Source organism: Tsukamurella paurometabola, assembly GCF_900631615.1.
Classification (GTDB): Bacteria; Actinomycetota; Actinomycetes; order Mycobacteriales; family Mycobacteriaceae; genus Tsukamurella; species Tsukamurella paurometabola_A.
Genome location: NZ_LR131273.1, coordinates 1294137 through 1315869 on the forward strand (window position 1 = coordinate 1294137; position 21733 = coordinate 1315869).

General features: G+C 72.4%; 18 protein-coding genes. 1 reads left to right on the plus strand and 17 read right to left on the minus strand.

The window, feature by feature from the left end; translation table 11 throughout:
* Positions 1 to 50: 50 nt before the first annotated feature.
* From ELY19_RS06500 to ELY19_RS06540, 9 genes are all read right to left on the minus strand, one after another.
* Positions 51 to 1004, minus strand: a complete 954-nt coding sequence (locus ELY19_RS06500) for a cutinase family protein (RefSeq protein WP_126195491.1) — start codon at positions 1002 to 1004, stop codon at positions 51 to 53.
* A 19-nt stretch (positions 1005 to 1023) separates the two neighbouring features.
* Complete coding sequence (locus ELY19_RS06505) at positions 1024 to 2034, minus strand: cutinase family protein (protein ID WP_126195492.1); 1011 nt, start codon at positions 2032 to 2034, stop codon at positions 1024 to 1026.
* 4 nt (positions 2035 to 2038) lie between these two features.
* The gene (locus tag ELY19_RS06510; protein ID WP_126195493.1) at positions 2039 to 2479 is read right to left on the minus strand and encodes a DUF732 domain-containing protein; all 441 of its coding nucleotides are present in this window, start codon (positions 2477 to 2479) and stop codon (positions 2039 to 2041) included.
* An 82-nt stretch (positions 2480 to 2561) separates the two neighbouring features.
* The gene (locus tag ELY19_RS06515) at positions 2562 to 4193 is read right to left on the minus strand and encodes an alpha/beta hydrolase-fold protein (protein WP_126195494.1); all 1632 of its coding nucleotides are present in this window, start codon (positions 4191 to 4193) and stop codon (positions 2562 to 2564) included.
* Positions 4194 to 4214: 21 nt separating this feature from the next.
* Positions 4215 to 5225, minus strand: coding sequence for an alcohol dehydrogenase catalytic domain-containing protein (locus ELY19_RS06520; RefSeq protein WP_126195495.1), 1011 nt, complete (start codon positions 5223 to 5225; stop codon positions 4215 to 4217).
* Positions 5226 to 6275 carry a Gfo/Idh/MocA family oxidoreductase gene (locus tag ELY19_RS06525; protein WP_126195496.1) on the minus strand — a complete coding sequence of 350 codons (1050 nt, stop codon included), beginning with the start codon at positions 6273 to 6275 and terminating at the stop codon, positions 5226 to 5228. It lies immediately after the preceding gene.
* On the minus strand, positions 6272 to 6760 hold the full coding sequence (locus ELY19_RS06530; RefSeq protein WP_126195497.1) for a GNAT family N-acetyltransferase: 489 nt from the start codon (positions 6758 to 6760) through the stop codon (positions 6272 to 6274). Before ELY19_RS06530 ends, ELY19_RS06525 begins: the two co-directional genes overlap by 4 nt.
* Positions 6757 to 7992 (minus strand): 5-aminolevulinate synthase, encoded by a 1236-nt coding sequence (gene hemA / locus ELY19_RS06535; RefSeq protein WP_227966629.1) that lies wholly within the window; start codon positions 7990 to 7992, stop codon positions 6757 to 6759. Before hemA ends, ELY19_RS06530 begins: the two co-directional genes overlap by 4 nt.
* A gap of 66 nt (positions 7993 to 8058) precedes the next feature.
* Positions 8059 to 9186: an MFS transporter gene (locus ELY19_RS06540; RefSeq protein ID WP_232015602.1), complete on the minus strand. Its 1128-nt coding sequence runs from the start codon at positions 9184 to 9186 to the stop codon at positions 8059 to 8061.
* Positions 9187 to 9405: 219 nt separating this feature from the next.
* On the opposite strand from ELY19_RS06540, the gene ELY19_RS06545 reads away from it, so the two are divergent.
* The gene (locus tag ELY19_RS06545) at positions 9406 to 10266 is read left to right on the plus strand and encodes an alpha/beta fold hydrolase (protein WP_126195499.1); all 861 of its coding nucleotides are present in this window, start codon (positions 9406 to 9408) and stop codon (positions 10264 to 10266) included.
* A gap of 9 nt (positions 10267 to 10275) precedes the next feature.
* Here ELY19_RS06545 and ELY19_RS06550 read toward each other — a convergent pair whose 3' ends face one another.
* The 8 genes from ELY19_RS06550 to ELY19_RS06585 all read right to left on the minus strand — a co-directional run bounded on the left by ELY19_RS06550 (position 10276) and on the right by ELY19_RS06585 (position 21591).
* A complete protein-coding gene (locus tag ELY19_RS06550; RefSeq protein WP_126195500.1) occupies positions 10276 to 11238 on the minus strand; it encodes a GGDEF domain-containing protein in 963 nt (320 codons plus the stop codon).
* Positions 11239 to 11357: 119 nt separating this feature from the next.
* Positions 11358 to 12722, minus strand: coding sequence for an FAD-binding oxidoreductase (locus ELY19_RS06555; protein ID WP_126195501.1), 1365 nt, complete (start codon positions 12720 to 12722; stop codon positions 11358 to 11360).
* Positions 12722 to 14728 (minus strand): arabinofuranosyltransferase AftB family protein, encoded by a 2007-nt coding sequence (locus ELY19_RS06560; protein ID WP_227966631.1) that lies wholly within the window; start codon positions 14726 to 14728, stop codon positions 12722 to 12724. The genes ELY19_RS06555 and ELY19_RS06560 overlap by 1 nt, the downstream gene beginning before the upstream one ends.
* Positions 14706 to 15626, minus strand: a complete 921-nt coding sequence (locus ELY19_RS06565) for a decaprenyl-phosphate phosphoribosyltransferase (protein WP_126195502.1) — start codon at positions 15624 to 15626, stop codon at positions 14706 to 14708. Before ELY19_RS06565 ends, ELY19_RS06560 begins: the two co-directional genes overlap by 23 nt.
* Positions 15626 to 16180: a phosphatase PAP2 family protein gene (locus tag ELY19_RS06570; protein WP_126198729.1), complete on the minus strand. Its 555-nt coding sequence runs from the start codon at positions 16178 to 16180 to the stop codon at positions 15626 to 15628. The genes ELY19_RS06565 and ELY19_RS06570 overlap by 1 nt, the downstream gene beginning before the upstream one ends.
* 35 nt (positions 16181 to 16215) lie before the next feature.
* Positions 16216 to 18153, minus strand: a complete 1938-nt coding sequence (locus ELY19_RS06575; RefSeq protein ID WP_126195503.1) for a glycosyltransferase — start codon at positions 18151 to 18153, stop codon at positions 16216 to 16218.
* Positions 18150 to 19367 (minus strand): UDP-galactopyranose mutase, encoded by a 1218-nt coding sequence (gene glf, locus ELY19_RS06580; protein WP_126195504.1) that lies wholly within the window; start codon positions 19365 to 19367, stop codon positions 18150 to 18152. The genes ELY19_RS06575 and glf overlap by 4 nt, the downstream gene beginning before the upstream one ends.
* Positions 19368 to 19425: 58 nt before the next feature.
* Positions 19426 to 21591: a SpoIID/LytB domain-containing protein gene (locus ELY19_RS06585; protein ID WP_126195505.1), complete on the minus strand. Its 2166-nt coding sequence runs from the start codon at positions 21589 to 21591 to the stop codon at positions 19426 to 19428.
* Positions 21592 to 21733: the final 142 nt, after the last annotated feature.

Here is a 21733-nt window from a genome sequence, read left to right on the forward strand (position 1 = left end):
GCAGCTCCACTGCGCCACGCACCAGCAGCGGACCCGCCGACGCGGGCCGGCTACTTCGTCTTCGGCGCCTTGTCGATGATCCCGGTGGCCCAGCCGGCGAGCCACTGCGTGGCGGTCTTGCCGTCGAGCGACCAGTTGGCGGTCGTGCCGTAGGCGGCGTGCGAGTTCTGCGTGATGGTGGAGATCACCTGCGGCAGGCCGGTCGCCAGACCCAGGAGGCCGCCCTTCGGCTGGTTGCAGATCGGGTCGTTGGAGCCGCAGATCGTGACGACCTTGTCGTTCACGGCGCCGAACCCGCCGTCGCGCTTGCCCTGCAGGTCGACGCCCGAGAAGCTGAACCCGGCGAAGGTCACCTCGACGCCCTCGCCCGCGGGATCGGGGCCGATCGCCCGCCCCTGCCCCTGGACCCGCCGGCTGTCGGAGATCAGGCCCACGCCCAGCAGCCGCTCGGCCGCGATGGGGCCCTTACCCGCGCCGATCTGCGCGGCGATGTTGCCCGCGATGGTCGCGCCCTGGGAGAAGCCGACGAAGACGAAGCCGGTGCGCGGGCACTTGTCCTTGACCGCGGTGATCTTCGCGATCGCGCGGTCGGTGCCCTGCTGCCGCGACGCCTGGTAGGTCATCTGGCCGTCCGGCGGCACCGCGATCGGGTTGTGGAACTGGGCCGCGTAGTTCAGGGTCCAGATGTCGGCGCGGGCGTCGGCGTACCGCTTGTCCAGCGGGTTCGTCACCTGCAGCATCAACGAGCGCGGGTTGAACGTCGGCGCATCGGTCGAGTCCGTGGCCGACGACTCCCAGGTGCCCGGGAACGAGATCAGCTGCACGTCCGGGCAGTCCGCGGCCTGCGTACCCGTCGGCGGCCCGGGCGGGGTGACCTCGGGCTTGCGGATCATCGTGATGATGAGTGTGATCACGACGATGATCGCGATGACCGCAGCGATGATGACGGCGATGCCGAACACACGCCCGGCCTTCCGCGCTCCCTGACTCTTCGTGCCTGCCATTCCTACGTGAATACCAGGGCTAGCTGTGGGGAGGCTTAGGCGCCTTGTCGATCACGCCCCGCGCCCAGGCCTGCAACCACTGCGTGGCCGTCTGCCCGTTCGCCGACCAGTCGGAGGTCGTGGCGTACAGCGCGTGCGAGTTCCCGGTGAGCACCTTCTGCAGCTCGGGCAGCGTGGTCGCGATGTTCCCCGCCTGGAAGATGTCCTTGGGCTGGTTGCAGATCGGGTCCCGGTTACCGCACAGCGAGACGGTACGGTCCTTGACCGCGCCGAAGCCGCCCTCGCGCTTGCCGCGCAGCGACAGGCTGCCGAAGCTGAAGCCGCCGTACGCCACCTCGACGCCCACCCCGGGCGGGTTCGGGCCCGCGGTCCGGGCGTCGCCCGGCTCGCGCCGACCGTCGGAGATGAGGCCCACACCGAGGACGTTCTCCGCGGGGATGACGCCCTTACCCGCGCCGATCTCGGCGGCGATGTCGCCCGCGATCACGGCGCCCTGGGAGAAGCCCATCAGCACGAAGCCGGTGAGCTTGCACTTGTCGTAGACCTTCTTCATCTGCGCGACCGACTTGTCGTAGCCCTCGGTGCGCGACTTCTCGTAGGACACCTGCCCGTCCGGCGGGATGGCGACGGGGTTCGACAGCTGCGCGACGTAGGGCGTGGTCCACACGTCGGCGCGGGAGTCGGGGAGCGCCGCCGCGAGCGGCGCGGTGACCTTGAGCATCAGCGAGTTCGGGTTGAACGTCGGCCGGTACGGATCGTCCTTCGAGGACGACTCCAGCGTGCCGGGCACCGAGATCACCTGCACGTCGGGGCAATCCGCGGGCTGCGCGGTGGGCCGCGCGGCCGTCGCCGAGGGGCTCGACGACGAGCTGTCGGGCGACACGGGCGGCAGCTCCGGGCCCGGCCGGAGCCACGTGCCCACGAGGATCGCCAGCAGCACGAGCGCGACGATCACGACGACGCCGACGATGATCGTCACCGGCGAGAACCTGCGCCCGCCGCTCGGCTTTCCCGGCTCCTGATGCGTCACGAGATCACTTCTTGCAGTAGGAGGCCCGCGCCTCGGCGATGAACTTCTTCGCGTTCCCGGCGGCCGCGTCCCCGTCGTACGGGCCGAGGATGCCGACCACGAAGGGCTCGAGGTTCTTGGCGTCGCGGCCCGACTTGTCGTACTCGCACGCGAACTGCGCGGCATTGATCACCACGTCGTCCGGAGCCTTCACGCCGTCCTCGCGCACCTTGGCGATGAAGTCCTTGTCCTTCTGCGTCAGGGCCGTGTTCGCGGCCGAGCTCGCGCCCGGGTAGCCCGACGGTGCCGTGGCCGAGCCGGGGGCGGTCGCGGGCAACGACGTGGGCTCGCCCTCCACGGGGGTGGTGGGCGCCTCGACCGTCGAACTGCCGCCGCACGCGACGGCACCGAGCAGCACGCCGCCCGTCATCACTGCGGCCGCGAGGGCTCCCCGAAGTCCAGCCATGTCTTCTCTCCTTGAAGTACGTCCCGCACGTGGGCGTTGCCCAGGCTACCGGCAGCGGGGAACAGCAACCCCCGGTCGGGCGTCAGCGTGCGGTCGCAACCCCGTTGACCAGCGCGATCACACCTCGCTCGAAGCGTTGCTCGAAGCCGCCGGGGATCGGCGTGGACTCGGCGACGGGGTAGCCGAGGCGTCCGCCCTCGTATCCCTGGCGCCCCCACTCGACGAAGATCGGGCCATTGCCCACGACCGTCGCCGGCGTCTTCGGCGACCAGTAGACCTGCCCGCCCTGGAAGCGCTGGAAGGCGCCGCCGGGCAGCTTCGTCTCGTCGCCCAGGGGCAGCCCGAGCGGCGAGCGCTCGTAGTTCAGGGCCGCGTACTTGTCGCGGATGGCGCCGCGCACCGCGTGCGCGCCGGTCTGCGGGCTCCAGTACACGGTGCCGCGCTGGAACTGCTGGTACCGCCCCTTCTTCCCCGGCAGTTCCTGCTCCGGCCCCGTCGGATGACCGAGCGGGCCGCCGGGCCCGCCGGTGCCGAGGTAGGCGCCGCCGATGGCGCCACCCACCACCTGCGCGCCGGTGTCGGCCGACCAGAACACCTGGCCGCCGCGGAAGTCCTGCGCCCTGCCGCCCGGCACCGCGTACTCGACGGTGACGCAGGACCCGAGGCTCGGCGTCTTCGGCGCGGCCTCGCCGATCGCGCCGCCGACGCCGCAGGGCTTCGGGTTGCCGACGCCCAGCGCCGACTGCACCTGCGGCCACGCCTGACCGTTCTCGAACTGCCAGTAGGGCCAGCTGTGGTTGCCCGACGGGCGATACAGGGCGTTCGCGGGGATGCCGAGCCGGTTGAGCTCGATCGCGAAGGCCTGATTCGACGAGCGGGCGAGCACCTCGAGCGCCATCGCCTGCAGGTCCGTGGGCGCGCCGGTGCCGCCGGATCCGTTCCCGGAGCTGAAGTACAGGCTGATGCCGCGCAGCTGTTCCGCCAGCTTGAGCGGATCGTGCTGCGCCCAGGCGGGATCCGTCGGCGGGCCGTACATGGCGTCCGCGTTGAAGCCGCCCGCGTCGCGCATGGCGATCGCGATCGACTCGGGGGTGCCGGGCGTGCTCGTGGACAGGATGCCCGAGTAGGAACCCGCGAATCGGTACAGGCCCTTGTTGCGGGCGGCCAGGGTGAAGGCGGCGGTGCCGCCCATCGAGACGCCGGCCGCGGCGCGCGCGTCCGTGGCGCGCCAGCCCTGCTGCAGCAGCGGCGGGAGCTCCTTGGCGAGGAAGGTCTCCCACCGGTAGTTCTTGCCGTTGTCCGGCCGCTTCCAGTCGGTGTACCAACTGGACTGGCCGCCGACGGGCAGCACGACGGTGACGTTCTTGTCGCGGTAGAAGTCGGCGACGTTCGTCTCCAGCAGCCAGCCGTTGCGGTCCTCGCGCGCCCGCATCCCGTCGAGCAGGTACAGCGTGGGGAACTTCGCCTTGGGATCGGCGTGCCAGTCCCGGGCCAGCAGCAGCTGGACCTTGATGGAGTCGTTCATCGCCGCGGAGTACACCGTGAGATCCACCTGGTGATCGCCCTGCCACACGGCCTCGGTGATCCGGGACTTCGCGGGGGCCGGGTCGGCGTGCGCGGGTGCGGGGGGCAGGGCCGACGGTGCCGCCACGACGGTCCCCGCCGCCACGGCGCCGGCCACGAGCAACGTTCCGATTCGGCCCAGCGATGACATGGGACCAGTGTTACACGCGTGTCATTCGCCGTCCCGGTGCCGCGCCAGGGCGAGCTGTGACGAACGCGACGGCGTGCGCGCGGTCCGCTCGACGGGGGCGCAGTCCCACCAGCGCAGCACCACCCTGCCGCGGCGGTGCCGGGTGGCCAGGCGCTCCTGCGCCTCCGCCACCCGGTCCGGTACGAACCGTTCGATGGGGCCCACGATCTCGGGGCGGCGCAGCACCCGCCGGTTCCACCACGCGAGACGCTCGGCGACACGGGTCGCCCGCCGGACGTTGGCCTCGATGCGGTGGCGGTGCGGGAGGGTGTGGACGGTGTCGGCGCGCACCGCGACGATCGTGTCGACCGGGGCGAACCACGCGGTCAGCTCCGGTCCGAGGCCGGCGGCGTCGACGATCGCGTCGACGGGCGGCGCACCGTCGTCCCCGAGGGCCGCGGCGTCGAGCACCAGGTCGGCGCCGAGCCGCCGCAGCAGGGGCGCATCGGCGGGGCCGGCGAGGGCGATCGTGGTGAGCCCGGCCGCGCTCGCGGCGGAGACGAGGAACCGCCCGAGCGCGCCCGCGGCGCCGGTGATCGCTACGGAGCGCGCGGACGCGAGACCGTCGACGATGGACGAGGCGGTGACGCCGTTGAGCGGGATCGCGGCGGCGGCGTCGGCGGCGAGGCCGAAGGGCAGCGGCGCGGCCCGGCCCGCGTCGACGGCGACGTACTCGGCGTAGCTGCCCGCGTGCGCACCCGCACCGGGAAGGGTGAGCGCGTTGACGACGGTGCCGACGGGCAGCCGAGGAGTCCGCGAGGCGACCACCTCTCCCGCGCACTCCATGCCGAGCACCAGGCCCGGCGTCAGGTCGCCCGCGTACGCGCGCATGCGCCCGATGCGGAAGCTCACGTCGACGGGATTGACGCCGCAGTACCGGTTGCGCAGGACGACCCGGTCGGGGCCGTCGAGGGTCTTGACGTCCTCGAATGCGGTGAGGACCTCGGTGCCGCCGAAGTCGTAGACGCCGATACAGCGGCCCGCGAAGCCCACCTACCCCAGCCTCTCGGGGTCGAGCCGGTCGAAGACGGACCGGGCCGGGCCGCCGCCGTAGTCCGCCGCGGACCGCGGCGCCCCCGAGATCTCGACCAGCAGGCGCTGCAGCGCGACCGCCTCGGGGAAGCGGGTGTACCGCCGGCCGAACCTGCCGTCGAGCAGGTCTAGCCAGAATCGGACCAGTTTCGCCGTGCCGGTGGGACTCCCGTCGGCCGGCGGCGTGAAGTCCACGACAGCGGGCGGGACGCTGCCCGCGGTGGACCAGTGCCGGACGCGGTCGAAGTCCCACGCCGGGTCGTCGAACCGGATCTCGAAGTACTCCCGCTCCCCGCCACGGCCGACCGCCGTGATCTCGAAGACCCGCGAGCGGCTCGGGTGCCCGAAGCTGGAGTATCCGGTGACCACGGCGCCGCCCAGCTCGAAGGCCACCTGCACCGCCTCCGGGAGCGCGGTACCCGCTGCGGCGAAGTCGGATTCGATGACGGCGGCCGCCCGGAGCCGGACGTCACGGGCGCTGCCGCCGAGCAGGTGGATCGCGAGGTCGAGCGGGTGGATCACCTCGGACACGACGCCGACGGTGGGCCGCGGGTCGTCGAACCGGTTCTTCGCCCAGACGAAGTTGATCCGCGCGATCCGCAGGTCCGCCACGGCCACGCGTGTGCGCACGTGGTCGACGGCCGCGGAGTACCGCTCGACCGTGTTGAGCGCGAAGCCGTCCCGTTCCGCCCACGCGGCCGCCCAGCCCGCCCCGACGGCCTGGTGCGGCGCGACGAGCGGCTTCTCACTGACCACGAACCCCGGTGCGGCGGTGAGCAGATCGAGGATCACATCGTGTTGGTCGTCGTTGACGGCGTTGATCAGGAAGGCGGCGTCCCGCAGTTCGTCGGCCCGGTCGCCGGCGGCGAGGGCGGCGAGCCGGCCGACCGCGTCGCGCCCGTGCTCGCGGACCTCGACCGCCGGCGCCCCCGCGAGCCGGGCGGCGGCGTGCAGCGCCTCGCGGAGCCTGGTGCCCTCGTACCCGGTGCCGAACAGGTCGGCCCGGGTCATCGCAACTCCTTCCGGAAGTGGGTCTCGCCGTCCTCGATGTACCCGCGGCCCCGGTAGAGGCTCTCGGCCGCCGGGGTCGACGCCAGCGCGACGGTGCGCGCTCCCCTACCCCGCAGCCACTCCTCCGCCGCCGCGGTCAGCCGCCCGGCGAGGCCGCGGCCCCGCGCCGCCGGCGCGACGAAGACGCCCTGGATCCAGCCGGATCGGCCCGTCGGGGCCGCGGGTCCCGCGAGGTGCCGGTCCACGATCGCCGTGAGCGTCCCCACCACGGCGTCGTCGACCGTGGCCACCAGCGTGCGGGTGTCGGCGTGCACGCCCCGGAGCTCGTCGTCGAGCTGGGCGCGGTAGTGCGGCCGCCAGTCCTCGGCGCCGGCCGCCCAGTGCGCGTCCGGGTCGGACGCGAACAGTTGCTCCCGCAGCCCGACGACGGCGTCCGCGTCGCCCGGCGCGAGGGCGCGGACGGCGAGGAGACCCGCGGTGCTCATCCGATCCCCACGTCGCGGAGGACTGTTCCGAGCGCGGTCGCGAGGTGCTCGATGTGATCGTAGGTGTGCGCCGGCGTGGCGTTGATCCGGAAGCGACTGGTCCCGGCGGGCACGGTCGGTGGGTTGATCGGCTGGACGTAGATCCGGTACTCGTCGAACAGCTTCCGCGCGGCACGGGTGCACAGGAGCGCGTCTCCGACCCGCACCGGCAGGATGTGCGTGGTCGAGCCGGGCATCACCGTGATCCCGTGCGCCCGGAACCGCTGCCGCAGCAGCTCGGTCTTCGCCTGCAGATCGGCCCGCAGGTCGTCGGCGCCGCGCACGATCTCGACGCTGCGCCGCGCGGCGACGCACGTCGCGGGCGGGAGCGCCGTGGTGAAGATGAACCCCGGGGCGAAGGACCGGATCGCGTCGATCAGCCAGTCCCGGCCCGCGATGAAGCCGCCGATGACGCCGATCGATTTGGCGAGCGTGCCCTGCACGACGTCGATCTGGTCGAGCAGGCCCAGCGAGGCGGCGATGCCGCGGCCCTGCGGCCCGTACATCCCGATCGCGTGCACCTCGTCGAGGAAGGTGAGGGCGCCGTGCTCCTTCGCGACGGCGAGGATCTCGGCGATCGGCGCGACGTCGCCGTCCATGGAGTAGACGGACTCGAAGACCACCAGCTTCGGCACGCGCGGGTCGGCGGCACGGAGCTGCTCGCGCAGATGCCCGATATCGTTGTGGCGGAAGACGTGCCGCGCGTTCCGATTGCGCCGCACCCCGGCGATGATCGAGGCGTGGTTGAGCTCGTCACTGAAGATCTCCAGCTCCGGGTAGACCAGGCTGAGCGCCTCGATGGTGGCGTCGTTCGAGCCGTAGCCGGTGGGGAACACCAGCGCGCGCTCCTTGCCGAACCACTCGCCCAGCACGGACTCCAGCGCGATGGTCTCGCGGTTGGTGCCGCCGATGTTCCGGGACCCGCCGGCGCCCACGCCGTACTCGGCGAGCGCGGCCTGGGCAGCCGCGATGACCTCCGGGTGCTGCGCCATCGCGAGGTAGTCGTTGCTGCACCAGACCACCACGTCGGGATCGCCCGACCCGTCGGCGCCGACCGCGGCGGCGGGGAAGGCGCCCGCACGGCGATTGATGTTCGCGAACGTCCGGTACTCGCCGACGGCGCGGAGCCGGTCGAGCCTGCCGCGGGCGACGGACTCGTAGCGATCCTGGGTCTCGAGCAGGGAAGAGGACACGCCGTACTCACTTTCGTCGAAGTGGTGGAGCGGGAAGAAGAGGGCGAGAGGTGCTGCGGGCGACCGTCAGGCGACGGTGGCGGGCCGGCCGGCACCGCGGGCGGTGCGGATCCGGACGAGTTGGAGGAGGAACGCGAGGAGGAGCGGACAGGCCGCGACGAGGGCGAGCGCGCCGCCCACCGTGCCGCCGGCCACGAGCACCGCACCCGCGGCGGACCCGATGGCCGAGCCCAGGTAGTTCGCCGAGGCGTTCGCGGCGACCGCGGTCGGCCCGTTCTCGCGGGCCGCAGCGAGCAGGGTGTGCTGCTGCGGCGCCAGCGAGGACCAGCCCAGTGCGCCCCACAGGAACAGGCCCACCGCGAGGACGACCGCGGCGGGTTCGAGACCGATGACGAGGAGGACGACGGCGAGAGCGGCGGTGATCGCCGCCGTGATCGCGAGGGTGTTCTTGAGCGCGTCGACGATCCGCCCGATGGCGAAGACGCCGACCGCCCCGCCGATCCCCCAGATCCAGATGGACAGCGTCAGGTGCGCCGACAGCGCCGACGTGGACAACAGGGGGCTGATGTAGGTGTACAGGCCGAGCGAGCCGATCCCCGTGAACAGGGTGACCAGCACCGTGAGCAGGGTGGGCGTGGCGGTCAGGGAGCGCAGGCGCGCGCCCAGCCCCGGCGCCTCGATGCGGGGCAGCGGCTCGCCGCCGCGGAACCGCACGCCCAGCAGGGCCAGCACGCCGAGCACCGTGATGACGCCGATCGTCGCGCGCCAGTCGACGCGCTGCGCGAGCAGCAATCCCAGGGGGACGCCGAAGACGCTGCCCGTCGCCATCCCGGCCAGCACGAGGCTGAGCGCGCGTCCCCGCCGTTCGGGCGCGACGAGGTGCGCCGCGACCGCCGAGGACAGAGGCGAGTAGACGCCCGCGGCGGCGCCCGCGATGACGCGGGCGACGATGAACACGGCGATCGTGGGCGCGAGGACGGTGAGGAGGTTGCCCGCGGCGAAGACCGCGAGCGCGATGCTGAGGTTCCGGCCCGATTCGCGGCCCGCGTGGCCCGCGAGCAGCGGACCCGAGACCGCGTACGCCCCGGTGAACGCCGTGACGCCGAGGCCGACGAGCGACTGCGTCGTGTGCAGGTCGTCCGCGATCGTGGGCAGCAGGCCCGCGATCACGTAGGCGTCCAGCCCCAGCGCCACGCTGCCGATGATGAACGGCCACAATGCTCGTACCACGAACGATCACTCCCGACTTCGTCGTCGATCCGGCGAATTCCCATTCCTGCGCTCACTACATAGGAGCGCACGCCCTCCGGCAACCGGGAGAGGCGGTTCGAGTCATCACTGCCCGCAACCTTGACGAGCCGACGTGATACGACTTCATGACCGGAAGACGGACGAATCGGATGAGGTGATGGCATGGCGGACGCCGTGGGAACACCGTTCACGCTGGACGTGAACGGACTGGCGATCGCGGGCGACCGCTGGGGAGCCGGGCCCGCCTCGACCACCCTCGTGCTGCTGCACGGCGGCGGCCAGACCCGGCACTCCTGGGACCGCACGGCCGCGGACCTCGCGCAGCGCGGGTACACGGTGCTCACCCTCGACGCCCGCGGCCACGGCGACACCGCGTGGGCCGCCGACGGCGGGTACGCCCTGGGCGACTTCGTCGGCGACCTCCTGGGCGTGCTGCGCACCCTCGACGGTCCGCCGCCCGTGCTGATCGGAGCCTCCCTCGGCGGCATCACCAGCTTGTGCGCCGTCGGCGAGAACCCGGGTGTCGCGTCCGCGCTGGTCCTCGTGGACGTCGTGGTCGACGCCGAGAAGAAGGGCATCGAGCGGGTCACCGACTTCCTCGCCGCGCACACCGACGGCTTCGCCACGCTCGACGAGGTCGCCGACGCCGTGGCCGCCTACAACCCCACCCGCAAGCGCGCCCGCAACCTCGAGGGCCTGAAGAAGAACGTGCGGCTGCGCGCGGACGGTCGCTGGTACTGGCACTGGGACCCGGCGTTCATCCGCGGCGACGACCGCAACGAGGCCCGCATCCAGGACAAGGAGCGGCTCGGGGCCGCGGCGACGCACGTCACCGTACCCACGCTCATCGTCCGCGGCGGCAAGTCCGACGTGGTCAGCGACGAGGGGGTCGCGAAGATGCTGCAGCGCGTGCCGCACGCCGAGGTCGCCGATGTCAGCGGCGCCGGGCACATGGTGGCCGGCGACGACAACCAGGTCTTCGCCGCGGCGATCGAGGGCTTCCTGGACCGCCACCGGCTCTGACGGCGGCGGTCAGACCCGCGAGGCCTCCTTGGCGCGGTACATCGCCGCGTCCGCGGCGGCGATCGCGTCGCCCGCGCTCCGGTACTCCGCCACGAAGACCGCGCCCACCGTCGCGCTGACGTCGATGTCGACACCGTCGACCGTGATGGGCGCCCGCCCCACCGCCTCGCGCAACCGCCCGACCAACTCGTCCGGGACCGCGTCCGGCGCGCGGGAGACGATGACGAACTCGTCGCCGCCCACTCGGTAGACCACGTCGTCCGGGCCCATCGCCGAGTCGATGCGCCGCGCGACGCCGCGCAGCACCTCGTCGCCGGCGCCGTGGCCGAGCCCGTCGTTGAACCGCTTGAACCGGTCCAGATCGGCGTAGCCCACCACGCTGATCGCCGCCGACTCGTCGTCCGCGAGCATGAGTTCCAGCGCGTGCCGGTTGGGCAGCCGGGTGATCGCGTCGGTCGTGGCGGTGCTGTGCAGCGTGCGGGCGGCCGAGCGCAGTTCCAGGACGCTCATCGCCAGGTCGGCGAGATCCTCGAGTCCGCGGAGCTGCCGCTCGGACAGTTCCCGCGGCTCGGACCCGTACACCCGCACGGTGCCGACGGGAAGCCGGTCACTCGTGCAGATCGGCGCCGCGGCGAAGAGGTGGATGGGCGGATCGGCGAGGTCGAGGAACCGCAGTCCCTCGAAGCGCGCGTCGGCCTTCGCATCGGGCGCGTACACGACCTTGTCGTCCGCGACGGCGAGCGCGCACAACGAATCCGCCCGCGAGGCGTGGATCCGCGGCGCGCCGAACGACGCGGCCGTGTAGTGCCGGTCGAAGTCGATGATGTTCACGGAGCCGAAGGGCACCTCGCACAGGGCCGCGGAGAGCTCGGCGATCCGCTCGAGGTCCGGCACCGGTTTCGAGTCCATGATCCGCAGCGACTTCACCGCGGCGACGCGGTCGTGCTCCCGGGGGTGCAGGGGCGCGGGCACTGTCGTCCTCCTGTCCGGTCGGACACGCTGCGCATCCGACGACGTAGGCCGCTAATGTACGCCGCGCGGCGCGAGAGCGTGAGGCGGTTGCAAAACCGCGCCCGGCGTCGCCTCCCCGGTCAGTCGACCAGCACACCCGGGTTGAGCAGGCCCGCCGGGTCCCAGGCCGCCTTGATGCGGCGCATGAGGGCCACCTGGGCGCCGCCCCGCTGCCGCTCGAGCCAGGCGCGCTTCGCCCGGCCGATCCCGTGCTCGGCGCTGATGGTGCCGCCGTGCGCCAGGACCTGCTCCAGCACCGCCGCCTCCAGCCGCACGGCCAGCTCCTCCGGGAACCTGCGGTCCGGGGCCGACGCGCCCGGCAGCAGGTTGACGTGCACGTTCCCCTCCGCGAGATGACCGAAGAGCACCGGCTCGACCGGGAAGGCGGCGTCCGCGGCGACCTCCCGAACGGCGCGGACCACGGCCGCCTGCGCTGCGGCGAAGCGCGGGAGCGGCACGCCCACGTCGAGCTTCACGGGCACGCCCGCCGCGTTCACCGCCTCGGTGGTGCGGGCCCGGTAGCGCCACAGCCGCGCGCGGTCCTCGGCGCCCACGCCGACCGCGATCCGCTGGTCGGGCAGCAGCTCCGCGACCTCCGACGCCTCCGACAGCGGCGCGTCGAGCTCCGCGAACACCCAGCAGCCGTCCGTCGGGAGCGGGGCGGGCGAGTCGATGTGCGCGGCGACCCGGGCGACGGCGGCACCGTCGGACCACTCCAGCGCGAGGAGCCCCGGCAGGCCCCGCAGCCGCGGCACCGCCGCGACGGCGTCCGGCAGCGATCCGAAGGCGAGGGCGAGGACCGTCCGCTCGCGCGGCGCGGGTTCGAGGCGCCAGGTGACGTCCGTGATGACGGCGAGGGTGCCCTCGGACCCGACGAGCTGGTCGACGAGGTCGTAGCCGGTGTTGTCCTTGACCGGTGGGCGACGACGATCGAGGACGGCACCGTCGGGCAGGACCGCCCGGAGCCCGGCGATCCGGGCCCGCGCCGTGCCGTAGCGGAGCACCTCCGCTCCCCCGGCGTTCGTGGCGGCCGCGCCGCCGACGGTCGCGGACTCCCCCGACGCGAGCGCGAGACCGCAGGTGAGGCCGCGGGCGGCGGCGAAGGACTCGAGCGCCGCGAGGGTGACGCCCGCGCCGGCGACGACGGCACCGTCGGACACCTCCCCGATCGCATCGAGGCCGGTCAGGGACACCACGACGGCCCCGGCGGGCGGCACCGCGCCGGCGACGAGGCCCGTGTTGCCGCCCTGCGGCACCACCGGGACGCCCGCGGCGGCGCAGGCCCGCACGACCGCGGCGACCGCCGGGGCGGTCCGCGGTCGCGCGACGATCGCGGGCCCGCCGCGCCAGCGCCCGGTCCAGTCGACGAGGTACCCGGCGACGGCACCGGCGTCGGTGAGCACGGAGCAGTCCGCGATCTCCCGCAACGCGCCGCCGACGTCCATCAGGGCTTCGGCATCGACTTCTGCTCGTCGGTGAGCGGCGGCGGGACGTCCAGGCGGCACATGCGCAGCGTGTACTCGGGCACCCGGTCGATGCGCAGCTTCATGTTCGCGAGCGAGAGCTTGATGTTCCGCTTGAACAGGTCGAACGTGAGCGGTGCGGAGTACGAGTCCTGCAACTGCTGGATCTGCGGGCAGGTCAGCGCGGCGCGCGACTGGTTCACCCAGTCCGGGTCGATGAACGGCGGCAGCGCGGGGCGCTTCGGGTAGGCCTTCGCCTCCGCGATCGCCCAGTCCGGGAACATCTCCTTGTCGTGGCCGATGCGGCCGTCCTCGAGCCGCGCGGTGTGCGAGGCCATCGGCCAGGCGAGGCCGATCTGGTCCCAGACGCGCACGTCGAGCGGCAGGTTCATGCCGGTCATGCCGAGGTTGGTGAAGAACACCGTCTGCCGCAGCGGCACGTCGTCCGGCCGCGGGTACGGCAGCGGATCGATGAACCACCAGTCGTAGTCGAAGGACGGTAGGTAGACGCCGCCGCGCGGGGTGGCGCGCAGGATCTCCTGCAGCGACGTCATGCGCGGGTAGTCGAGGTAGTCGTCCGCGGTGAGCGGGTGCGCGTGGCCCGTCTGCAGCGAGTAGAACGCCCGCTCGTCGACGATGCCGGTGGTGCCGATCGCCGTCCCGTCGGGCTGGCCGCGGAACGTCGTGGCGTGCAGCGCCCAGCCGATGACCAGCACCCACAGCACGCCCGCGACCGCCGCACCCGCGGTGCCCGTGGCGAGCCGGGCGATGCCGCGGACCGTCGAGTCCTCGGGGCGGCGCGACGGGATGCGCAGCGGGATGACCATGACCGGCAGGAGCAGCAGGAACAGCGGGGCGAGCAGCACGCGGCCCGACATGAAGTCGCCGCCCTGGCGCAGCCAGTACAGCGTCTCGATGACACCGCCGAGGAACATCACGGCCACGATCACCGCGGGCCGCTGCAGGTGATCGCGCAGGCCCCGGACGCCGCCGCGCGGCAGCCGGAAGCGACCGGTCAGCGGGGTGCGGGCGCCGCGGGCGGGCAGCAGGATGATCGGCATGGCGATGGCCAGCGCGAGCACGGGCAACCACAGCGAGTACGGCTCGACCAGGTTCATCAGGTAGGTGAACCCCTGGCCCCACTTGGAGCCGCTGGCGTCCTTGGCGACGGCCGTGTTGGGCACGGGCAGGCCGTAGTAGCCCATCCGGAAGATCTGGTACCCGACGGGCAGCAGGCCGGCGGCGGCCGTCAGCGCGAGCCGCAGCTTCAGCCCGACGGGCGCGAGGAACATGACGATGAGCACGAGGCCGCCGACGACCGCCATCTCGGGCCGCACCAGCCAGGACAGCCCGGCCACGAAGGCGGTGCTGCATGTGAGGACCCCGTAGCGGATCCGCTCGCGCCGCTCCACGGGCGCGCGGTCGGCCTGCGACCAGCAGATCGCGAGCCACCACAGCAGCGCCACCCAGAAGATGGTCAGCGAGACCTCGAGGCCGGACGTCGCGAAGTCACGGGCCGGGGGCAGCGCCATGTAGACGAGGCCGCCCGCGGGCAGGAGCAGCAGGCCGGAGCCGCGCAGCCGCGCCCAGCCCGCGCCGCCGCGGTACAGCCGCGCCGTGCCGAGCATAGCGAGGGGGATCGCGGCGACGGACAGCACCAGCGCGACGGTGAGCACCACGTACTCGGTCTGCACGCCGCTGATCCAGGAGAAGAACCAGATGAGGTACGTCCACGCGGCGGAGGTGTTCACCTCGACGCGTTCGCCCGCGTTGAAGACGGGGCCGTTCCCGGCGAGCAGGTTCCGGACGGTGCGCAGCACGATGAGGCCGTCGTCGGCGATCCAGCGGCGCTGCCAGGCGCCGTAGCCGAACAGGACCGCGCACGCCGCCACCCCGAGCCAGAAGCTGACTCGGGGTGCGGAGAAGGTCGACGGGGCCGTGCCGGCGGACTCGCCGGCCGGGGTGTCAGGCGAAGTAGACCGCGGCAACGACGGTTCCAATCCACGCGATCGCGAGCACCTGCAGCACGCGATCACCCAGGGCGATCTCCTCGGGCTCGCCCGCCTCGCCACCGTCGACGTCGACCGCGTAGCGCAGGATCGCGATGGTGAAGGGCACCATCGACAGGGCGTACCAGATGTTGTCCGGGTGCACCGTCTTGTCGAAGGCCCACAGGCCGTAGCAGAGCACCACGGCGGTGGCCGCGAGCGTCCAGACGAAGCGCAGGTAGGTGGTGGTGTAGTACTCCAGCGACTTGCGGATCTTGGCGCCGGTGCGCTCGGCGAGCTGCAGCTCCGCGTAGCGCTTGCCCCCCGCCATGAACAGCGAGCCGAAGGCCATCACCAGCAGGAACCACTGCGACAGGCCCTTGGGCAGCTCGGCCGCGAAGCCACCTGCCATCGCCCGGAGCAGGAAGCCGGAGCTGACGATGCAGATGTCGATCACGGCCTGGTGCTTGAGGCCGAAGCAGTAGCCCAGCTGGATCACGATGTACACCGCGATCACGATCGCGAGCTGCGGGTTCGCCAGCAACGAGATGCCGATCGCGCCGGCACCCAGCACGATCGCCAGCACGTACGCCAGGTTCACCGGCACCACGCCGGCCGCGATCGGTCGGTACCGCTTGGTCGGGTGCGCGCGGTCGGCCTCGACGTCGAGGGCGTCGTTGATCAGGTAGATCGACGACGCGGCCAGGCAGAACGCGATGAACGCGATGCCGACGTTGCCGAACTTCACGAACTCCAGCTGGTCGCGCCCGGCGGCCAGCGGGGCCACCACGACGAGGACGTTCTTGACCCACTGCCGGGGCCGGATCGCCTTGATCAGTCCGGTGGCGAGGTTCGACGGTGCCTTCGGCTCGCCGTGCTCGATCGGCTCCTCGCTCATCAGCTTCTGGATCCCTTCTGATCACGCTTGTCGGTCCGGCGCGCCGCGCGGCGCGTCCACAGTCTCTCACCCTCGATCGCGGCCACTGCGGTCGCCGCTCCGATGGCGGCGCCGGCGGCGACGTCCGTCGGGTAGTGCACGCCCAGCACCATGCGGGAGGCGAGCATCGGCGGCACCACGGCGGCGGGCGCCAGCACGGCGCCGCCGGGGACGCCGGACGCGCGGCCCAGCAGGATCGCGCCGGCCGTCGAACTGGTGGCGTGCGACGACGGGAAGCTGAGCTTGCTCGGGGTGCCCACGCCGACGGTGATGTACGGGTGGTCGGGGCGCTTGCGGCGGACGATCCGCTTGATCACGACCGACGCGGCGTGCGCGACGAACGCGCCCACGCCCGCGGTGACGTACTCCTTGCGGCGCTTCGGCTGCAGCACCGCGCCGAGCGCGGCGAGGCCGAGCCAGCCGAGCGAGTGCTCGCCGAAGTGGCTGAGGCCGCGCGCCGCGGGCAGCACGCCCGGGCGCCCGGCCAGCTGTGCCTGCACGCCCACGAGGATCATCTCCTCGGGGCTCAGGGCCTGCTCCGGGGCGTTGCTCACTTGCTCTCCTCGGTCTCGTTCCGGCCCGCGAGCTCCGCCTGCCGCGCCGCGGGCTCGAAGATGTCCGACCACGCTGCGACACTGGTCAGGTCTGTGTACGCGGCCCGGTAGCGCTGCTGCATCTCGGCGAACCGGCGGTCCACCTCGCGGTGCACGGCCAGGCTCTCCCGCATGAGCGCGAACATCTTCTCCCGGTCGCGCTGGCGGTAGACCACGCCGCGGCCGTCGGCGGTGGTGACGGTGACCCCGTCGACCCGGCCCAGGCTGAACCAGCGGGCCTCGAGCGGCGGGTAGTTGGCCTGCGGCACCTCGTGGTTGCGCGGATCGGCCGGGCGCAGGTTGTTGCGCACCGCCTTGACCAGCGTCGAGACCTTGGTGACCGGGTTGAGCGGGATCTTCGTGCCGTACGCGGTGGCCTGGCCGGAGGTGCGCGGCAGCTCGGTGGCGCTGGGGAGCACGACGGCGTCCGGGTACTCCTTGCGCATCGCCGCGATCTTCGGCAGCGCGGTGGGCAGCAGCTCGTAGAGCGCCTCGGGGCCGCGGAGGAAGTCGCGCATGGCCTCGATCTGGATCGCGACCGTCGAGTACTCGAGGCACAGCAGGTGCTTCATCAGCGCCTTGATCGAGCTCTTGATGATGCCGCGGTGATCGCCCTCGTGGTGGATCGCGGCGACGACGAGGCGGTTGCGCAGGTGGAAGTACGCCTGCCAGTCGATGGCGTCGTCCTTGTCGGACCAGGCCATGTGCCAGATGGCGATGCCGGGCACCGTCGCCGTGGGGTAGCCGTGCTCGGCGGCGCGCAGGCCGTAGTCCCAGTCGTCCCACTTGATGAACAGCGGCAGCGGCAGTCCGATCTCCTCGGCGGCGACGCGCGGGATGAGGCACATCCACCAGCCGTTGCCGTCGACGTCGATGCGCCGGTGCAGGTTCTTGCTGTTCTCCTTGTCCTTGAGCGGGTACTCGGAGAAGTCGTGGTCGTACTCGACGAACGGCGCGGCCGTCCACATGAAGGCGTTCCGATCGATGACCTCGCCCATGCAGTGCAGGTGGCTGCGGTCCTGCAGGTTGAGCATCTGCCCGCCGACGAGCATCGGGGACTTGGCGAACCGGGCGAAGGCCAGCGCGCGCAGGATCGAGTCGGGCTCGATCGCGATGTCGTCGTCCATGTACAGCACGTACGGGCTGTCGGTGAGCCGCAGCGCCTCGTACATGATGCGGCCGTAGCCGCCGGAGCCGCCGAGGTTGCCCTGTTCGAAGCGGTGGTAGCGCTCGCCCAAAGGCTCAGTCGCGATCGCGAAATCCGGGTGGTCGATGACCTTCTTGTTGCCCTGGTCGGGCATGAGCACGGCGTCGATCACCTCGTCGACGAGCGGATCGCTGGTGAGCGCGCGGATCGCGGCGACCGCGTCGTCGGGCCGGTTGAAGGTGGGGATGCCGACGGTGACGCGCTTGGCCGGCAGCCCCTCCTCGCCGACGGTGGCGTACCAGCCGGCGGAGATGATCTCGGTGTCGCTGTCGGCGGTCACGTCGAACCAGATCCAGCCGCCGTCCTCGAACGGGCCGAGGTCGGTGGCGAACTCGGCGACGCCGTAGCCGGTGGCGTCGGTCTGGACCAGCCCGCCGCCCAGGGCGATGCGCGCACCGTCGACCTTGGAGCGGTAGAGGTCGACGCGGGCCGTGCCCTTGAGCTCGATCCGCAGCACCACGTCCTTGAGGACGGTCCAGCGGCGCCAGTACGACGCCGGGAAGGCGTTGAAGTAGGTCGCGAAGCTGACCTCGGACTCGCCGGCGATGTTCAGCGATGTGCGGGTGGGGGCGTGCGAGCGGCGCGAGTTGGTCTCGGCCTCCACGATGTACAGCGAGCGCACGTCGAGCGGCTCGCCGGGGCGCGGCAGGATGACGCGCTGCAGGAGGGTCTTGGCCTGGTCGGTCACTGGGCGGTCTCCTCGGTGAGCGCGGCACCGGTTTCGAGATGCGGACGCAGGGTGTTGTCGAACATCGACAGCGCGCTGGCGATCGCCATGTGCATGTCGAGGTACTGGTAGGTGCCGAGCCGGCCGCCGAAGAGCACCTTCCGCTCGGCGGCCTCGGTCTTGGCGAGCGCCCGGTAGGCCGCGAGCATCTCGCGGTCCGACGGGGTGTTGATCGGGTAGTAGGGCTCGTCGTCGTCGTTGGCGAAGCGGCCGTACTCGCGCATGATGACCGTCTTGTCGGTCGGGTAGTTCGTGCGCTCGGGGTGGAAGTGGCGGAACTCGTGGATCCGGGTGTACTTCACGTCGGCGTCGTTGTAGTTCATCACCGGGGTGCCCTGGAAGTCGCCCGTCGGGAGCACCTCGGTCTCGAAGTCGAGCGTGCGCCAGCCGAGCCGGCCCGCGGAGTAGTCGAAGTAGCGGTCGAGCGGGCCGGTGTAGACGACGGGCGCGTCGGGGCTCTGTGCACGCAGCTCGTCGCGGACGTCGAACCAGTCGGTGTCGAGGCGCACGTCGATGAGGTCGGACGCGGCCATGTTCTCGAGCCAGGCGGTGTACCCGTCGACGGGCAGGCCCTCGTAGGTGTCGTTGAAGTAGCGGTTGTCGAAGGTGTAGCGCACCGGCAGGCGGGTGATGTTGCCGGCGGGCAGGTTCTTCGGGTCGGTCTCCCACTGCTTGGCGGTGTAGTGCTTGATGAACGCCTCGTAGAGGGGGCGGCCGATCAGGGAGATCGCCTTCTCCTCGAAGTTCCGCGCCTCCTTGGAGTCGAACTCCGCGGCCTGCTCCTGGATCAGGGCCCGCGCCTCGTCGGGCGTGAAGTAACGGCCGAAGAACTGGCTGACCAGGCCCAGGCCCAGCGGGAACTGGTAGGCCTGGCCGTTGTGCATCGCGAACACGCGGTGCTGGTAGCCGGTGAAGTCGGTGAACCGGTTCACGTACTCCCACACCCGCTCGTTGGAGGTGTGGAACAGGTGCGCACCGTACTTGTGGATCTCGATGCCGGTCTCCGGCTCCGCCTCCGAGTAGGCGTTGCCGCCGAGGTGCGGGCGCCGCTCGATCACCAGGACCCGCTTGCCGAGCTCGGTGGCCGTCCGTTCGGCGATGGTCAGTCCGAAGAAGCCGGAGCCGACGACGATGAGGTCATAGGGCCGCTGGGTCTGGGAGGAATCTGTCGCCACGGACGTTCAGGGTACCGGCCGGGCGGCGTGGATGACGCCACCCGGCCTGGGCCTGTGACTAAGCGGGCGCGTTCGGCACCGTCGGGACCGCCAGCGGGGTCGATCCCGCCGGTGCGGTCGGCGCGGACGGGGCGGCGGGCGCGCTCGTCGCCGGGGCCGCGGGCGCTCCCGGGGTGGACGGGGCCGACGGGGCGGCGGGGGTGCTCGCGCCGGGGGTGGTCGACGGGGTCGCGGCGGCCGTGTCGCCCGGCGTGACCGGCACCGCGGGCACGCCCGTCGGGGTGTCGCCCGGCGTCGGGTTGATGCCGATCACGTCGCCCCAGCCCGGGATGAGGTTGAGCAGCGGCAGCGGCGGCAGGCTCGGCGCGCCGCCCGCGGCGAAGGCCGTCGCCCAGTTCAGCAGCGTCGCGGGCGCGGAGACACCCGACGGGACGACCTGCGCACCGTTCGCCTTCGTGTAGTAGATGGTGCCGTTCTGGTACGACTGCAGGATCGAGCCGTCGGGGAAGGCGATCGGGTTGGCGACGACGCGGCCCAGCGTGCCCTTCTCCCCGCCCGCGGCGGCGTAGGCGGCCTCGATCGCGGCCTTACCGGTCACGCCCTGCGCCGCGGGAGCCGCGGCCGTGGCGGCGGGCGGCGCGGGGATGCCGGGGATCGCCGGTGCGGCGGGCGCGGTGGGCGCCGCGGGGGCGGCCGGCGCGGCGGGTGCCGCCGGAACCGCGGGGGAACCCGCAGCGGCGACGGTCGGAGCGGCGCCCGGCACCGTCGGGACGGCGGGGGCGGCCGGGGCCGCGGGCGCGGCGGGAGCCCCGGGCGCGGCCGGAGCGGCGGCGACTGCGCCGGCGGCGGGGGCCGTCGCGGTGGGCGTCGTCGCGCCCGTCGGGGCGGTCTGCGCGGCGTTGGGGGCGGTGGGGACCGGGTTGAACGGGTCGACGGGCGCCGCGACGATCGGCTGGTCGACGACGCGCCCGGGCACCGGGGTCGCGCTGGACGGTGCCGTCGACGCGCCGCCGGGGGCGCTCGAAGCGCCGGGCGCGGGGGCCGGCGCCGGGGCCTGGCCGTCGATGGTGAACCAGTCCGAGCGCAGGCCCAGCTTCTTGCGCACCTCGTCGCCCTTGACGGTGACGGTGCGGTCCGCGCCCACGATCTCGACGGCCTCGACGCGCCCGGCCTGCGCCGACTGCGTCTTGACCACGCGGATCGACTTCAGCGCGCCGACGCCGAACTCCTGGGAGATCTTCGACGCGGGCACCTTCTGCGTCCAGTTCTTGAACGGCGAGACGACGTCGCCGTCGTCCTTGACCGCCGTGAAGTCGCCGCCCGCGGTGAAGCCACCGGTGGAGCTGGAGAACTCGGTCGAGACGGCGTAGCCGTTCTTGGCCATGACGAGGCCGGCGGTGCTCGCGACGGCCTTGTCGGTGCGCGGATCCTCCTTGCCCGCGCCGCCGTAGACCTGCGAGTCCTGGGTGTCGTTGTAGCGGTCGCCGCGCTTGGCGCCCTCGGCCAGCGCGTAGGAGCGGGCCGCGATGGCCTGCGCCCGCAGGGCCTCGTAGCCGCCCTGGTCGGCCCACTCGACCTTGCTCTCGACGGGCACCACACCGCGGACGTAGTCCTCGATGTTGACGATGTTGAAGACCTTGCCGTCCTTCGCCGCGATCGCGCCGCGGTAGGCGGCCTTGGTGCCGCAGAACGTCAGCAGCTCGCCGACGGGACGGTTCGCCTCGGCGTTGAGCGGAGAGACGGTGGCGTCGTCGCCGGCCGAGACGGTCTTGACGACGGGGCCGCCGCAGCCGGTGGTGATGACGGCGTTGCCGCCCTCGATGCGCACCGCCTGACCGGGGGCGACCTGCTGGTCGCCGATCTTGGCGCCGGCCGGGGCCAGCACGTTCGCGGCCTTCTGGGTGGTGAGCTCGACGCGGACCGGCAGCTTCACGTCGGCGCGGGCCAGCTGGGAGCCGCCGTAGTAGTGGGCGACGATCTGCTCGGCCTTCCACCCGGACTTCGCGTAGCCGAAGGCGCCCCACTGGCCGAGGCCGCGGCCGTGGCCGTTGCCCTGGCCGGTGAAGGTGACGTCGCTGCCGGCGGTGAGTTCCGGGTCGCCGACGATGTTCGTGGTGCTGAGCAGCGCGGCCGCGCCGCCCACGGCCAGGGCCGGGAGCATCGCGAGCGCGACGGTACGCCGTCCGCGGCGGCGACGAGGACCGCCGTCGATCCACACGGGCATGGCTTCTCCTTAGCTCGACGCAGGTGAGCCCCGCCCCGAGAAGGGCAAAGCTCAACGTGAGGTCGAGACTAACACCATCTGCAACATTCGTCACGTAAGCAACATCTGTCACATCAGTCACGCTCCGGTCTCGTCGCGCACG

Excerpts from the sequence above, each read along its gene's own strand:
- ELY19_RS06585 (WP_126195505.1), bottom strand. The coding sequence starts at position 21,591 with ATGCCCGTGTGGATCGACGGCGGTCCTCGTCGCCGCCGCGGACGGCGT.
- ELY19_RS06510 (WP_126195493.1), bottom strand. The coding sequence starts at position 2,479 with ATGGCTGGACTTCGGGGAGCCCTCGCGGCCGCAGTGATGACGGGCGGC.
- ELY19_RS06530 (WP_126195497.1), bottom strand. The coding sequence starts at position 6,760 with ATGAGCACCGCGGGTCTCCTCGCCGTCCGCGCCCTCGCGCCGGGCGAC.
- ELY19_RS06565 (WP_126195502.1), bottom strand. The coding sequence starts at position 15,626 with ATGAGCGAGGAGCCGATCGAGCACGGCGAGCCGAAGGCACCGTCGAAC.
- ELY19_RS06500 (WP_126195491.1), bottom strand. The coding sequence starts at position 1,004 with ATGGCAGGCACGAAGAGTCAGGGAGCGCGGAAGGCCGGGCGTGTGTTC.
- ELY19_RS06570 (WP_126198729.1), bottom strand. The coding sequence starts at position 16,180 with ATGATCCTCGTGGGCGTGCAGGCACAGCTGGCCGGGCGCCCGGGCGTG.
- ELY19_RS06545 (WP_126195499.1), top strand. The coding sequence starts at position 9,406 with ATGGCGGACGCCGTGGGAACACCGTTCACGCTGGACGTGAACGGACTG.
- ELY19_RS06525 (WP_126195496.1), bottom strand. The coding sequence starts at position 6,275 with ATGACCCGGGCCGACCTGTTCGGCACCGGGTACGAGGGCACCAGGCTC.
- ELY19_RS06555 (WP_126195501.1), bottom strand. The coding sequence starts at position 12,722 with ATGGACGTCGGCGGCGCGTTGCGGGAGATCGCGGACTGCTCCGTGCTC.
- ELY19_RS06515 (WP_126195494.1), bottom strand. The coding sequence starts at position 4,193 with ATGTCATCGCTGGGCCGAATCGGAACGTTGCTCGTGGCCGGCGCCGTG.